This is a genomic window from Planctomycetia bacterium, from assembly GCA_016795155.1.
Taxonomy (GTDB): domain Bacteria; phylum Planctomycetota; class Planctomycetia; order Gemmatales; family HRBIN36; genus JAEUIE01.
The window spans coordinates 59703-74530 of the sequence record JAEUIE010000022.1; the positions used below are offsets into that span (position 1 = coordinate 59703).

A 14828-nucleotide genomic window follows, 5' to 3' on the forward strand; every position below is an offset into this window, starting at 1 on the left:
TGTGAGTCACGAACTCACTCACAGGGAGAATGCCAACGTGGCTGACCCAAAGAAAACTGAGAATAGCAACATGCCTCGGCCATTTGATGTTCAAGTGGTTGATCATCTCGTCAAATTGATGAGCCAGCATGAATTAACTGAAGTGCACCTGGAAGAAGGCGATCAGGTCATTCGCCTTCGTCGCGGTCCGAAACATGTTGCCGTGGCAACCATGCCTGTTGCAGCACCTGCCGCTCCTGTTGCAGCAGTTACAGCAGCTCCTGCTCCAGCTTCTCCAGCAGCATCGGAACCGGCTCCAACTCCCGGGAAAAAACAGATAACCATCAAGAGTCCGACCCCCGGTACCTTCTACCGTGCCTCCGGCCCTGATGCTGAACCCTTTATCAAAGTCGGCTCCAAGGTTAAACCTGACACGGTAGTTTGCATCATTGAAGCGATGAAAGTTTTCAATGAGATTCCTGCAGAGGTTTCAGGTACCGTTGCATCTATCAAAGTAGATGACAAAGCACCCGTGGAATACGGTCAAGTCCTTTTCCTGGTTGATCCGGATTAATCGAAACTGATGTTCAAGCGCATCCTCGTTGCTAATCGTGGTGAAATTGCCTTACGGGTGATTCGGGCCTGTCGTGATCTGGGCATCCAGGTAGTTTCCGTATTCAGCGAAGCAGATCGCGATGCACCCTATGTCAAGCTGGCCGATGAAGCCATTTGTATCGGTCCACCTCCCGCGGCAGAGAGCTACTTGCATATTGGTCGTATCATAGCTGCTGCTGAACTGGCCGATGTGCAGGCTATACATCCGGGATATGGCTTCCTTTCAGAGAATGCACACTTCGCCCAGATATGTCGCGATTGTCGCATTGAATTTATCGGCCCACCTGCCGATGCCATGAAAAAACTGGGCAACAAGAATGAAGCCAAGAAGATTGCCCGTGCTGCCAAGGTCCCATTGGTTCCCGGCTCAGAAGGGCTGATTACCAAAGACGAAGAAGCCATCAAAATCGCAGCACAGATTGGTTACCCGGTGCTGGTCAAAGCTGCCGCCGGTGGCGGTGGTCGTGGCATGCGGGTCGCCCATAATGAAATCAGCCTGAAAACCGGTTTGAAACAGGCACGGCAGGAAGCCGAAGCTGCATTCAAGGATGGCAGCGTCTTTCTCGAGAAATATGTCGAGCAGCCTCGCCACGTCGAAGTGCAGTTCATTGGAGACACCAAGGGCACCGTAGTTCATCTGTGGGAACGCGATTGTTCACTGCAACGTCGTCATCAGAAACTGGTTGAAGAATCTCCAGCACCACATCTGCCAAACAAAGTTCGTGAAGAAATGTGCCAGGCTGCTGTTCGACTCGCGAAGACAGCAGGCTACTATAACGCCGGTACCTGCGAGTTTCTCGTAGACAAAGATCACAAGTACTACTTCATCGAAGTGAATTCACGCATCCAGGTTGAACATCCTGTCACAGAACTGGTGACGGGTATTGATCTCGTCAAAGAACAGATTCGCGTGGCAGCGGGCGAACCGCTCTCCTTCACTCAGAAACAAGTGGTACATCGTGGATGTGCCATCGAATGCCGTATCAATGCTGAAGACCCGGCACGTGAGTTTGCTCCATCACCGGGAACCATCAGCCGCTGGCAGACTCCTGGCGGGCCGGGTGTCAGGCTTGATACGCATGTTGTGACTGGCTACCGTGTCCCTCCCAATTATGATTCCATGGTAGCCAAGCTGCTGGTGCATCAGCCTACACGGGCTGAAGCCATTGCCACGATGCGACGAGCTCTCCGCGAGTTCGCGGTCGAAGGCATCAAAACCACCATTCCTCTCCATAAAGAAATCTTCGAGCTTGCCAACTTTGTAGAAGGTCATGTGGATACCACCATGATCGAACGCTATCTTGCAGGCAAATCGAAGGAACGTCCCGCACTCAAAAGCTAACTCTGTTCAGCCTGCTGCTTTTTTCCAAAAGTTGGTAGCTGTCAGAGTGAGCATTTATTCAGGAGTTTGTTTGATGCGCGTAGGTCTATTGACTGGCGGTGGCGATTGTCCAGGCCTGAATGCAGTGATTCGTGCAGTAGTCCGCAAGATCAGTAACGCAGGTGGTGAATGCATCGGGTTTCTCGAAGGCTGGCGCGGCCTGGTGGAAGATCATAGTCGGCCGCTGGAGCCACGCGAAACCGACCGCATCATCGGTCTGGGAGGCACCATCCTCGGTTCATCACGCACTAATCCCTTTAAGAAGGGTGAAAAGTGCGAAGCAGTAACCAAGGTGCTGGATACGATCAAGAAGCATGAACTGACTGCTCTCGTGGCCCTCGGCGGCGAAGATACACTGGGTGTTGCCCACAAATTGCACCATCTTTATCAGGTGCCTGTCGTGGGCGTTCCCAAAACCATCGACAACGATCTGAACGCAACCGATGTCACCTTTGGTTTTGACACGGCACTGAACATCGTCATGGAAGCAGTAGATCGTCTGCGAACCACTGCAGATTCCCATCGACGAATTATTGTCGTGGAAACCATGGGCCGTCATGCGGGCTGGATTGCCTGCCTCTCTGGCATGGCGGTTGGCGCTGATTACATCATGTTGCCAGAAGTAACAACCGATGTAGAGCATCTCTGTGCAACTTTGCTCAAGAACAAAGAAGAAGGTAAAACGCATGGCATCGTGATTGTCAGTGAAGGTGCCAGGCTGCCTGAAGTTGGCATGGTGACCAGCGTCGGCGAGTACGATGAATTTGGCCACGTTCGATTAGGTGGCATTGGCGATGTCGTAGCCAAGATCATTGAACAGCAGACCAAAATCGAAACACGTTGTGTAATCCTGGGCCACCTCCAGCGAGGCGGCGCTCCCAGTGCCGCTGATCGTGTGCTGGCAACACGCTATGGCATCAAAGCTGCTGAATTAGTGCTGGATGGCCAATGGGGACAGATGGCAGCCCTCAAAGGCGGGCAGATTACCTCCGTACCATTGGCAGAAGCTGTCACTGCGCTCAAACGACAGGATATGCGTTACTATCAGGAAGCAGCTGAGTGGTTTCCCGGCGCCAACATGACCGAAAAGACACAGGAGAATTAGGACAGGTAAACCGTCGTAGGGTTATGCATTTGCCTATGCATAACCCTGCAAAGCAAGACTGTTCCTGCACACCCAGCAGCCGCGTGGAGAGTAACGAGTTACTCTGACACATTTATCCCCTCACCCCTCTTTTTTAACCAACTCAATCTGTGCCAGATGATGCTTGCAATGCCAGGCATACGCTCCCAGTGCTTCACCAAGAGAAACCACGGTTTGATGTTCCGGGTGAAAATACGACTGGAGAAAATCCTGTTCGTGCATGTTTTCCAGCACACGCACCCATCGGGTATGCAGTGCATCCAGTAAATTCAACGAGATGACGACATCGGTGGTTTGCGGCTCCTCCAGCGATGACCAGCGTGTTTCGTCATAAGGTTTAATCGTCGGTCTGATCTCTGTCAGTGCCATTTTGAATCGAATATAGGCGTTGACATGGCTGTCTGCCAGGTGATGGACAATCTGTTGCACGGTCCAGTTGCGATATTTCGTTTTGAGTTGCTCAGGAGTGAGACCTTCAACCACCTGTCGCAGTTTTTTCGGGAATTGCTTAATGATGTTGATCAGTTCACTCCGTTGCTGCTCGGTTGGTTTTGGGTTGGCTACATAGGAACCAGCAGGATTCTCCGGTCGATCAGGCATGGATTTCTCCTGAAACTCATTTTGTTCACCCCTCTCCCCTTTAGGAGTTGAGGGTGAGGGGGCATGGTGAAAGCCGTTCTAATAACAATGTACAAACAACCTGGTTGTGTTACGATAAGGTCATGAATACCACTATCGTCTCAACAGTCCGGGAATTACGTCAAGCAGTTCATCAATCAAGAAAGAAGAGACAACGTATTGGCTTTGTGCCAACCATGGGAGCATTACATGCCGGACATGTGAGCTTGATAAAGCGATCAGTGGAAGAATGTGATTATTCCATTGTCTCCATCTTTGTGAATCCCACGCAATTCAGACCAAGCGAAGATTACCATAAGTATCCACGCACGCTCGAGAAAGACGTTGAAATGTGCAACCAGGCTGGTGCACAACTGGTATTCACGCCGAGTGTGGAAGAAATGTATGGCAAAGCCAGTTTTGCCGCTGGCGAGCGGGCGCGCAGCACGTTTGTGGAAGTGCCGGACATATCCGATATCTTGGATGGCAAATCCCGCCCGGGACATTTCCGTGGCGTGGCAACGGTTGTCAATAAACTGTTCAACCAGGTCTTGCCCGATAAGGCATATTTTGGTCAGAAAGATGCCCAGCAGGTATCTGTGATCCAGACCATGGTGCGTGAACTCTCGATGCCTGTCGAGATTGTTGTCTGCCCCACTATGAGAGAAAATGACGGACTCGCCATGAGTTCACGTAATCGCTACCTGACATCGAAGCAGCGCGAAAACGCTACAGTTTTATACCATGCATTAAATGAAGTAAGAGAGCGCGTCATAGAAGGTGAACGTGATGCAGGGCTGCTTCAAGTCATCATGGCCGGTATGCTGGAAGAAACGGAAGGCTGCGAAAAGGAGTATTCCGTCATTGTGAATCCAGAAACTTTTCAGCCGATCAGCCGCATCGAAGGGCCTGCATTAGCCTTGATTGCAGCCAGATTTGGTGAAACCCGCTTAATCGATAACATGCAACTGGGGGAAAATGCTTTGGCATGAAATTTTAATGTATCTCCCTAAATTTAGACTGTTGATTTGCTCGAAGAATTGCTACACTGTAATCACTTGCCCGAGTTGAGATATGGATACTCCTTCAGACAAAGTGCTGCCGAAAGTTACTCCCATCCCGCACGATACGTTGGGCAAGTTCCCTAGCGCAGATCAGCCGACCGCTGAACAGATTCCGATTCCCAGTCTCGATCAGGTTTTTCCTGAGAAGTTTGGGCAGTACCGAGTGATGAAGTTGCTCGGCAAAGGCGGCATGGGAAATGTCTACCTGGCTGAAGACCCGGTGCTCAAGAGAAGAGTCGCCATCAAGACGTTGCGACCCGAACTGGCAATGCATCAGGTCTCCAAGGAACGTTTTTTACGCGAAGCCTGCATGGTCTCTGCCATCAAACATGAGCACATCGTCACCATCTACAATGTTGGCGAAGAGCAGGGCATACCCTACCTGGCCATGGAGTTTCTGGAAGGGCAGTCGCTCGAAGAGATCATTCAGAAAAAGAAAAGACTGAACTGGATTCAGATCATGCGACTGGGCCGTGAAATCGCACGTGGCCTGGCGGTTGCTCATGCCAACGGTTTGATTCACCGTGATGTCAAACCCGCCAACATCTGGCTGGAAGTCATCGACAAGCAGGCGGGTAAAACACGACTCAAACTTCTCGATTTCGGCTTGGCGAAATATGCCCAGCAGGAAGGTGGCGTGACGCAGGCTGGCATGGTCGTCGGCACACCACACTACGTTTCTCCTGAACAGGCACGAGGCAAGGAACTTGATCCCCGCAGCGACCTTTTCAGCATGGGAGTGGTCCTTTACCGGCTGTGTACCAGGAAATATCCCTTTGAAGGTGAAGACACCCTGTCGTTGCTCACATCACTGGCGGTGGATGACCCGCAATCGATGCGGAACCACAAGCCCGATATCCCGGAAGCATTAGACGATTTCGTCCTTCGCTTGCTGGCCAAAAATCCTGCTGACAGACCAGGATCGGCCAAGGAAGTTGCAGATATCCTTCAAGACATGTACCACGCGGAAAGCAAGCGTAACAAAAACACGGTGGCTAAACCACCAGTTGAGAAAGATTCAACCGAAACACCCAAGGTTCAAGAGGTCACGGAAGAGATTCAACAAGATGTAAGCCGACAGACTCTGATGTTTACTTTGGTTGCCCTCATTGCCATTTGCAGTGTAGCGCTGATCGCCTTGCTGATTATCAAAATTCTCAGCCATTAACTTGGCGATTTACTCAGCTCCATCAAAGTACGATTACCACCTTCCACTATCGCCACCGTTTTTGCCTGTTCCATGAGTTGCCCCACCTGGCTTGGATTATCCAGTGGTGTAATAAACAATGCTTCCGTGACTTCCTGCGACAAATGACTGAAAAGATAAACCGTTGCCTGTTCCAAAGCTGTTGCCAGTTGCCACCAGGGCAAGCGATCCACCTCCGGCTGATGCCGAAGTTGCGATAGTCCTGCCACCGCAGTTTCGGCTGCTGAAAATATCTCAGAACCCTGTGGTAATACGCCGGATACTTCAGAAAGAATGGCGATACGCCCTCCTTGATGGACGATTCGACTTGCATGAATCGCTGCCTCTGCAATTGAGGTGAAATCCTGTTGATCTGGCGTTCCAGTCAACGTGATAACCACCAGATCTACCTGGTACGGCAATCGGTATGTCGCATGCTTCCTGAGCCAGTTGTCGGCTTGTTTGCGCATGGCAGCAGCATTTCCGGCAAAAACCTGATTCACTGCTGTGCCTATGCCCTCGGCCAGACAAACTACAAACGGCATACCCAGTTGCCAGCCGACTTCTTCAGCCTCTCCCCAGATGGGAAAGGAATGCTTCAAGTCTGGTACATGCGAATGAAAAACTCGATTCAGCTCGGTACGAGTTGGAACATCACTTAACACGGGAAACACATCAGCAAGTCCGCAGGCAATGCCATAAATAGCATCGAACCGAACATTGCTGAGAATAATAATCTGATCAGCATCCACCACGTGCCTGTTGAGATAAATACGTCGGCCTGCCTTCGTACTTGCCAGGTAGGCCATCTTGGAAGTTGCTGGATCGTGGTATTCGAGATGAAATCCCAGGCAATGAGCTGGAAGTTGTTGCTTCCAGATGGGTTCCTGCTGCGATGGCATCAGAACGATTACCTGTTCCATCTGAACACCAGCTTGTTGGATATGCTCCAAGACTGCCTGAAGTGCCTGAACAGCGCCGTTCATGGAATCTCGAAAGACAATCACGAGATGATCATCTGGCGTCAAGGCGCTGCGCAATGCAGGGAAATCCAGCGGAGTTTCAAGCTGTTCAGCCACAGCGTGCAGAAGATCAGGTAGGGCAGGCGATTTACTTTCATACTGTCCCTGTACCCATTTCCCATCCGGGATCTGGTATTCCACTGTTTGCGAACCGGTATTCAGTTTAATCGTAGACATTCGAGATAGCTTCAGAGTGAATTACAAGGCCAGATTAGGTGTTTCCGACATAAATCGATCACGCGCTGCGTGGGCAGCCAGCATGTCAAATGCGCGAGGCACCACGATACTTCGCAGTCTGCCTCGCAGTATGACCCCCTTTTCCAGATCGTGACCGAATAACCGAAACCGTGTAGTAGTCATGCCTGAATCTGTCTGATGATACAGTTCTATTCCATCCTGTGGATGACAAAACTCAGCATAGCTGATCTCTAATCCCATCGGGCGGTAAATCAACATGGCAGGCTTGACAGATTCGTCGATGACAACTTCGACATCCGCCTTCTGAGTTTTAAACTGAGTTCGTGTCTGCACTGCTAATCCATCCCATTTACCGGGTGTCAGCGTAGATACTTCCAGGTCGATAATTCCTTCTGGGTGAAGTTGCCAGCGTGCCTGGCATTCCACGGGTCGTTTCGTCGTCGGGGCATACTGCACCGTCAGTGTATTTTGTCGGATGATCATATCCGGTATCGATCCTGGCGAAGCCAGAGGTTGTGGACCCAGGTTGATGGCATCTACCACTTCAAGACCTAAAAGTAAATTCAGATGCAGATGACCTGCAGTCAGAGATAACCCCTTGAGTGCATCGCAATGCAACACCATATCCTGAATTCGAGCGATAGCTTTTCCATTATCAGTCCGTTCCCAATTGAATGAATGCATTGTTTGGAATTCCGGAATAGTATTCTTCATGTCCTACTGGTAAGTTACAGGAAATTACTCGTAAGTCTTGCTGTGTAGAAACCGAGGTGCGAACGTGAATTATCAGGTTTTACCATTGAATGAGGCATCGACGATTCCCTCGCTATGGTACACATCCCCTGAGATCTACCAGAAGGAAAAAGCTCTTCTTTGGAACAACACCTGGATTTACGCAGGCCGCACGGATCAGGTAACCAAACCCGGTGACTTCTTGACGGTACAAATCGCCGATGAACCCATTCTGGTGATTCGAGGCGAAGATGGAATTTTGCGAAGCTTCATCAACGTGTGCCGACACCGGGCTGCACGTGTAGTGACCACTTCGTGTGGTCATACTGATCGATTGCGATGTCCCTACCATGGCTGGACATACGATCTTTCCGGCCAATTGCGAGGCGTGCCTGAGTTTGATGGCGTTACCGGGTTCAAGCGGGAAGAGAACGGATTGCCTGTAGTGCACGTGGATACCTGGGGGCCACTGGTTTTTGTTCATCTCGGGAAGCCAGCTATCGCATTAACCGATGCCCTCCATCCCATGCCCGAGAAATTGCAGGCTTTCAACATTGAGCAATTGCGCTGTGTGGGTCAAAAGGAATACATTCTCCAATGCAACTGGAAAGTCTTCATCGATAACTATCTCGATGGTGGCTACCATGTGAACGCCATCCATCCTTCACTGGCAGGCGTGCTGGACTACAAGAATTACAAGACAGAATGCTTTAAGTATACCAGTGTGCAATCAAGCCCACTGCGAGCGCCACAGGCAGGTGATGACCAGGGAGCCGCCCAGGTACGAACCGGCCAGGCAGCAGCCTATTGGTGGATATTTCCCAATCTGATGCTCAATGCCTACGAAGGTGTGATGGATACCAATGTGGTGTATCCCATGGGGCCAGACAGGTGCAGGGTCGTCTTTGATTTCTACTTCCATGGAAAGGATCAATCGCCTGAAGCTATTGCCAGGCAGACGGAGAGCATGAAAGTGGCAGATCTGATACAGGCAGAAGATGTGGGCATTTGCGAAGATGTTCAACGAGGATTGTTAAGTCAATCCTTTGATACAGGCCGTTACAGTGTGCGTCGCGAACAAGGGGTGCATCATTTCCATAGTTTACTGGCATGCCAGTTACAGATGAAATAAGATGTAGTATCTCTCCCACTCCATTGTGATGGATTCATGGATCGTCCTGTCATAGCTGATCCCGTTTCAAACCTGGAAGCGCTGCGTTCGGAGAACGCCCGAGTGCATCATGAATTGCTCCGGGCCAGAGAAGCTCTCAAGACGGTGGAATTGCAGAATCAGATGATTCTGGACGCGGTCGACAGTGTCATCATCGACTGGGATCTGATCCATAGCCGTTTCTCGCGTATCAACATCCCAGAAGGAATTCTTGGTTATCGGCAGGATGAGATCGGCAATGGAGTTGACTGGATGAAAAAAGTCATCCACCCGGATGACATGAATAAATTTGATCGAGCGGTAAAGGAACTTTTGCAAAGCACTCAGACTGAGTTGAGTGTTGAAGTGCGCTGCAGGCACAAGGACGGAGACTATCGCGATATCCGCGGCCAGGCTGTCGTACACCGGGAATTGGGAACTTCCAAGCCGCTTCGCATTGTCGCCAGCTATCGTGATGTAACAGTTGAACAGAATATCTATCGAACCCTGCAGCAGAACGATAAGCGTTACCGGGTTACGACCGATGCGTTTGACGGCGTGACTTTCGAGTGGGATCTCGAAACCAACGTCTTCAGCCGCTCGTCCAATATTACTCGGGTTCTGGGCTATGAACTTCATGAAGTAAAGCCAACGCTGGAATGGGGGCAGTCACTCTACCATCCCGATGACTGCATTCGCATTCCTGAAGAGCACCAGCAGGTGTTAGCTTCTACCGATAGGCAGTATCGCAGCCTGCTGAGGATGCGTCATAAGAATGGCGAATATCGCTGGATGAAATTACATGGCATCATTGAACGAAACGAGCAGGGCAAAGCCAGAAGAGTCACGGGATGTTATCTCGATATCACTGAGCAGATCAAAGCCGAGCAGGAACTCAGGCTCAGTGAAGAACGATATCGCATTGCCACCGAAGCCATCCAGGGAATTGTTTTTGACTGGAACGTTCAATCGAATATTGTCTATCGATCCACAGGTGTTTATCGCATTCTCGGTTACTCTGCTGAGGAGGTCATTCCAAACACTGCCTGGTGGCAGAATCTGATACATGTAGAAGATCGACAGCGGACGATTGATGAAGCCTACCGCTTTATTCAAAGCAGGGAAATGCATGGGAATATTACCTATCGCATCAGACATCATGATGGACATTATCTGACGGTACATTCCAATTTCCTGGCAATTCGCGATGAGCATGGACAAGCCGAGCGCATGGTGGGTTGCATCATTGACCTCACGCCCAGGCTGCAGGCGGAACAGGCACAGCGTGCTGCTGAAAAGAACTTTCATCAGTTATTTCAGGATATTCCTCTCGGCCTGGTAGTCATTGATCCAGATCACTTCCTCGTGGAATGCAATCAGGCATTTGCAGACCTGGTAGGATTACCAGTGGCCGAGTTGATTGGCAGCCATGTCTGCAGCATGGACAGCCTCAAGGCCTGGAACACCTTGCTGCATCCGAAAAACGCAACAAGCGACGGCGAATTGGACTTCATGGAAGAGCAGATCATTACCCGAAGTGATGGTACGCAACTGCCGGTGTTCATTCGCAGCAAGCTGATTGCTTATCAGAATCAAGAGAAGCCACATTACTTTGTCATCGCGGAAGATTTGACCGCTCGTAAGCAGGCCGAGCAGGAAATGCAGGAACTGCAAACACACATGCAGGAAACGCAGAAAATGGAGAGCCTGGGCGTGCTCGCAGGAGGCATTGCTCACGATTTCAATAACCTCCTGACCGTCATCATGGGGAATTTGTCCCTCTTGAAACAGGAAGCCTCGAAGCAGGAAAGGTATCAGGACGCGATCGAGCAATCGGAGCAGGCCAGCATACAGGCAGCAGAGTTATGCAAGCAGTTGCTGGCGTATGCAGGACGAGGGAAGCTGGAAAACCGCCCGTTTAACCTGAGCGAGCTTGTTGAAAACTCCCGGGCGCTCCTGAATTCTGCAGCCAGCCGTCATCATCGCATGCACTTTCACCTGAGCAGCGGGCTACCCAGCATTGCTGGCGATCCCAGCCAGATTCGTCAAACTTTGCTGAACCTCGTTCAGAACGCTGCGGAAGCGATGTCATCTCAAGGTGGCACAATTGATGTTCTGACCGGCATTCGCTCGTTGGATGAACCTGCACTGCAGCAATGTCTGTTTGTGCAGCAGCATGTCGCCGGGGAATACGTCTGGCTGGAAGTCAGAGATACCGGATCGGGAATTGACTATGCAGTGGGCCAGCGCATTTTTGAACCCTTTTATACCACCAAGTTCACTGGACGTGGCCTGGGCCTGTCCGCCGTCGCAGGAATCGTCCGGAACCATCGAGGTTTTCTGCACTACAAGAGCGTTCCCCATCAGGGAACCAGTTTCCGTATTTATTTTCCCATTGATGCATCCGCTGCCCGCAGCCTGAATGCTGTTCCCACTATTGTTCCGACCAGTGTGGTTCGCAAGCAGGGAACCATTCTGGTGGTTGATGATGAACCCTCCGTTCGCATGGTGCTGGCAAAACTGCTTTCCAAACGGGGTTTTGCTGTCATCGAAGCCGAGGATGGCGAAGAAGCACTGGAATTACTGGATCGGCATGCCGATGCGCTCAGGCTCGTCATCCTGGATCTCACCATGCCCAGAAGAGATGGCATGTCGGCCTTGCAGGAAATGCGCAGACAGGGCAATGAAACGCCTGTCCTGGTCATCAGTGGTTATTTTTCCAGAGAACTGGCGCCCAAACTGGAAGACTTAAAAGCCCAGTTCCTGAGCAAGCCTTTTACTCAGCAGAGCCTGCTCGCGATGATTGATCCCATTCTCGCAGACTAGTCGGCGTGATCACTGAGCAGGCTTAGGCTCTGCTGGTGCAAAATATCCTGGCCCCTGTATCAACAATCGCCAGGTGGGTTCATGTACCAGCATCACCGCCCCCGCAAGGTTTGGTGAAGCACAATAGTGAAACTGAGAACCACTCCAGGCTGGCAGCAGTCGATCATCGGGTTTCAAGAGCGAACCCAGAATAATGGTTCGACTTTTGCCATCGGAATATTTCGCCTCAATGGTCAGCAGCGGAGGCAATGAAGCATTGGATGGGTCAAGCCGGTAGCTGGCATCCACCTTGCCTGAGTTCTGCAGAAAGCGATCTACCACCCACGGGTTGATGCTCGGCCCACCTGGTGCAGGCTGTGGTCCATAGCGAAGCAGAGCATTGATTCTGGCCTGTTCCAGCTTGGGCAGCAACGCCTTATTGTCTTTGCCATTCTCGGTCAGTTTGACAATTTCCCATTGCTCGTTGTTGAGCTTCAGTTCTAAGGAAGTGGCCATAGTTTTCTTGTCAGCAGTGGTGGTATTCCATGTCAGTTTCAGCGAATCGGGCCTGCTTTTTTCTTCTGGGTAGATCGTCGTATTGCGCAACTCCAGATCCAGCGATTGCACGAAGCTGGCTGGAACCGCCAGCACAAATGCATTGGAATTCGGAGTTGACTTATCAAGTAATTGAGCTTCTATTCTGGCTGCAAAGTGATTGGGGTAACGAGCGTTGTTGGTGATTTTCTTGCCGATGGTGTAAATGAAAGTGCCACCAGGGTGGGCCTTGGGGACATTCTGGTATGCTGTTGCTGGCTTATCACTGTCAGGCTTGGTTTTGACTACCACTTGAAGAAGTGGAGTTTTGATCAGACCGTACTCTTCATCCATGACTTTTTCCGTTGCCTGGTCATTGAGCAGGTTGTCTGAACTGGCGCCCATCAGGCTGGAGATGAGATAATCAGCAACTCCAGCGTTAGGCGAACCTTCAACGGGCTTGGTCAGCTTCCATGTTGCTGCCAGCTTGCCTCGTTCATCATTGGCTTCAGTGCGTTCCAGGACATAGGTAACATCGGGTCGTTTTACTTCCACACCAGTCACTTGATCCAGTCGAAAACTTGGCAGAGAACGATCGCGATATGCCAGGTATCCCCGTGTTGCCAGGTTGCTGAGAGAATAGAGTTGTCTGCCATCAGGCGGTGCAGCGTTGGCCTGCATGGCTCCAGCGCTGTCGCCTGCAACGAATGGATCAGGCACTGCCAGAATAACGGGCTTCACATCGGGCATTTCCCGTTTAACATAAACCACTTTGCGAGCATCATCTTTTTTGCCGATGGTCAATTTGACAGTGGGCTTCGCCTTGATGTCGTCTCGCAATCTCGGCTCTTTGTCGCCTTCGGGCTTGTTGTCCTTATTACGCAGGATGCCTTCTTTCCACAGTTCAATGGTGGCAACAGGCTTGTCCAGGCCCAGATCAATCGATGCATCGCCAAACCAGCTTTTCAGTTTGGCGTCATCGTCCAGAAATGCTCTCACATCCTTGATTTCAATCTTGGCCACTGCATCCAGCAACGACTGAATGGCAGCAGGCTGACACTTGACCATGCTTCGATCATTGGCGTAAATATCCCAGGATGCTGCGCCCTGAAGATCAGGCCGATAGATGCGAATCTTTTCGCTGCCGGTAGAGATGTATGCCGCATCGATTTTCGAATTATCGAGTTTGGCAAGGTTTTTCAGCCGCAGTTCATCAGCCGATTTCTTCAGGATCGGGATGTTACGAGCAGGGATGCGAACAATGGAAGAATCACCAGCCAGCCTGGCGTAATAATAGGCAGGTTCAGCGGGTTGCTTGTCGCGGGCAACATAAGCCGCAAGTGCTGTTGTCGGAGACGTCAACGAATCCACAACCAGCGCTGCAATGCGTGCCTGCTTTGCTTGCCTGATGGCAGTCTCATCGGCATTCCCTATCAGCACTTGTTCAACCACGGGTTTGTCTTTGGGATCAATGGGATTTTGTGTGATGGAAAACGTATAGACAGGCTTGTCATCACTGACTCCATACTCGGCCAATTTCGCCTGATCAGTAGTATCAAGAACAAAATCCTCATTTCTCTCGACGCGAATGCCCGAAAGCTGCCTGGTGAGTTCATCCGTTGCAGGCGTATCAGCCTCGCCCAGGGCAGGCTGTTTGAATACCCAGTCTTTATCCTTTGCCAGTTCCATCAGAGGGCGGGCAGTGCCTGCCAGTTTCAGTCCATTGTGGCCAAAACTGGAACTGATCAGTGATTTGTCGCGGTAGCTCGCCAGATCATCAAAGAGCTTTTCAATCTTGGATTTGGCCAACAGAAATGGCCTGTTATTTCCATCAGACGATAAGCTGTAATAGACCGGGTCTTTCGTGGCCGGCCCCGTTGCACCCAGAGATAGAACATAATCCTTATCGCCACGAGTCAGCGTGATGGTGGTATCAGGCTTGTCTAATCCGAGTTTGGCGAGGTCGCGTTCTTTCTCGCGGGTCTTTGGTCTTTCCAGTGTAATGAGCGAGCGGATCAACGAAGTGATCTGTGCATCATCGGTTCGTACCTGAACAGGCGAAACCATGGTCCACTTGGAAGTTTTTCCGGAAGCCTTCCGCTGAAATTCAATGCGCTGATGCTTTCCAGCCTCATGCTGATAGCGATCGATAATGAACCGGGTAAACTCTTCAGGCTGAGCCTGCTGAGGCCCCTTGGGTTGGTCCTTCGCGAAAGGATCTTTCGGCTGCTCCGGCGATTCTTTCCGAGGATTAAACGGGTTCAGATCAGGGAAGACAAACCGTTCCGCGTGTTTGCTTTCCTCCCCGGTTTTGATGTTGAGCCACTGGAAGGCAGCAAAAGTCAAAAGGGCAATAGCAAACAATCCAAAAAGGATGACCGTGTTCCGTATCTTCATGAC

The 14828-nt window shown here is 50.9% G+C and carries 11 protein-coding genes; 7 read left to right on the forward strand and 4 right to left on the reverse strand.

Annotation, left to right across the window (positions count from 1 at the left end; translation table 11 throughout):
- The first annotated feature begins 70 nt into the window (after window positions 1-70).
- The 3 genes from accB (at window position 71) to JNJ77_09175 (ending at window position 3080) form a co-directional block, all read left to right on the forward strand.
- A complete protein-coding gene (gene accB / locus JNJ77_09165) occupies window positions 71-553 on the forward strand; it encodes an acetyl-CoA carboxylase biotin carboxyl carrier protein (GenBank protein ID MBL8822742.1) in 483 nt (160 codons plus the stop codon).
- A gap of 9 nt (window positions 554-562) precedes the next feature.
- Window positions 563-1936, forward strand: a complete 1374-nt coding sequence (accC, locus tag JNJ77_09170) for an acetyl-CoA carboxylase biotin carboxylase subunit (protein MBL8822743.1) — start codon at window positions 563-565, stop codon at window positions 1934-1936.
- A gap of 73 nt (window positions 1937-2009) precedes the next feature.
- Complete coding sequence (locus tag JNJ77_09175) at window positions 2010-3080, forward strand: 6-phosphofructokinase (protein MBL8822744.1); 1071 nt, start codon at window positions 2010-2012, stop codon at window positions 3078-3080.
- 120 nt (window positions 3081-3200) lie between these two features.
- Here the strand turns inward: JNJ77_09175 and JNJ77_09180 are convergent, their stop codons facing one another.
- The gene (locus tag JNJ77_09180; GenBank protein ID MBL8822745.1) at window positions 3201-3719 is read right to left on the reverse strand and encodes a putative metal-dependent hydrolase; all 519 of its coding nucleotides are present in this window, start codon (window positions 3717-3719) and stop codon (window positions 3201-3203) included.
- Between the two features lie 122 nt (window positions 3720-3841).
- Here JNJ77_09180 and JNJ77_09185 point away from each other — a divergent pair, with 122 nt between their 5' ends.
- Together JNJ77_09185 and JNJ77_09190 are read left to right on the forward strand one after the other, a co-directional pair.
- On the forward strand, window positions 3842-4729 hold the full coding sequence (locus JNJ77_09185; protein ID MBL8822746.1) for a pantoate--beta-alanine ligase: 888 nt from the start codon (window positions 3842-3844) through the stop codon (window positions 4727-4729).
- An 82-nt stretch (window positions 4730-4811) separates the two neighbouring features.
- Window positions 4812-5969 (forward strand): serine/threonine protein kinase, encoded by a 1158-nt coding sequence (locus JNJ77_09190; protein MBL8822747.1) that lies wholly within the window; start codon window positions 4812-4814, stop codon window positions 5967-5969.
- Here JNJ77_09190 and JNJ77_09195 read toward each other — a convergent pair.
- Window positions 5966-7186: a DUF2088 domain-containing protein gene (locus tag JNJ77_09195; GenBank protein ID MBL8822748.1), complete on the reverse strand. Its 1221-nt coding sequence runs from the start codon at window positions 7184-7186 to the stop codon at window positions 5966-5968. The two genes, JNJ77_09190 and JNJ77_09195, sit on opposite strands and share 4 nt — an antisense overlap.
- 21 nt (window positions 7187-7207) lie before the next feature.
- Window positions 7208-7891 carry a hypothetical protein gene (locus JNJ77_09200; protein MBL8822749.1) on the reverse strand — a complete coding sequence of 228 codons (684 nt, stop codon included), beginning with the start codon at window positions 7889-7891 and terminating at the stop codon, window positions 7208-7210.
- A 94-nt stretch (window positions 7892-7985) separates the two neighbouring features.
- Between JNJ77_09200 and JNJ77_09205 the strand changes: the two genes are divergently transcribed.
- On the forward strand, window positions 7986-9071 hold the full coding sequence (locus JNJ77_09205; protein ID MBL8822750.1) for a Rieske 2Fe-2S domain-containing protein: 1086 nt from the start codon (window positions 7986-7988) through the stop codon (window positions 9069-9071).
- Window positions 9072-9107: 36 nt separating this feature from the next.
- Window positions 9108-11915 (forward strand): PAS domain-containing protein, encoded by a 2808-nt coding sequence (locus JNJ77_09210; GenBank protein ID MBL8822751.1) that lies wholly within the window; start codon window positions 9108-9110, stop codon window positions 11913-11915.
- 9 nt (window positions 11916-11924) lie between these two features.
- Here JNJ77_09210 and JNJ77_09215 read toward each other — a convergent pair whose 3' ends face one another.
- Window positions 11925-14825: a DUF4340 domain-containing protein gene (locus JNJ77_09215; protein MBL8822752.1), complete on the reverse strand. Its 2901-nt coding sequence runs from the start codon at window positions 14823-14825 to the stop codon at window positions 11925-11927.
- Between the last annotated feature and the right edge of the window lie 3 nt (window positions 14826-14828).

Bases quoted from the DNA above. Each gene is read 5' to 3' on its own strand.
- accB (MBL8822742.1), top strand. From the start codon at position 71: ATGCCTCGGCCATTTGATGTTCAAGTGGTTGATCATCTCGTCAAATTG.
- accC (MBL8822743.1), top strand. From the start codon at position 563: ATGTTCAAGCGCATCCTCGTTGCTAATCGTGGTGAAATTGCCTTACGG.
- JNJ77_09175 (MBL8822744.1), top strand. From the start codon at position 2,010: ATGCGCGTAGGTCTATTGACTGGCGGTGGCGATTGTCCAGGCCTGAAT.
- JNJ77_09180 (MBL8822745.1), bottom strand. From the start codon at position 3,719: ATGCCTGATCGACCGGAGAATCCTGCTGGTTCCTATGTAGCCAACCCA.
- JNJ77_09185 (MBL8822746.1), top strand. From the start codon at position 3,842: ATGAATACCACTATCGTCTCAACAGTCCGGGAATTACGTCAAGCAGTT.
- JNJ77_09190 (MBL8822747.1), top strand. From the start codon at position 4,812: ATGGATACTCCTTCAGACAAAGTGCTGCCGAAAGTTACTCCCATCCCG.
- JNJ77_09195 (MBL8822748.1), bottom strand. From the start codon at position 7,186: ATGTCTACGATTAAACTGAATACCGGTTCGCAAACAGTGGAATACCAG.
- JNJ77_09200 (MBL8822749.1), bottom strand. From the start codon at position 7,891: ATGCATTCATTCAATTGGGAACGGACTGATAATGGAAAAGCTATCGCT.
- JNJ77_09210 (MBL8822751.1), top strand. From the start codon at position 9,108: ATGGATCGTCCTGTCATAGCTGATCCCGTTTCAAACCTGGAAGCGCTG.
- JNJ77_09215 (MBL8822752.1), bottom strand. From the start codon at position 14,825: ATGAAGATACGGAACACGGTCATCCTTTTTGGATTGTTTGCTATTGCC.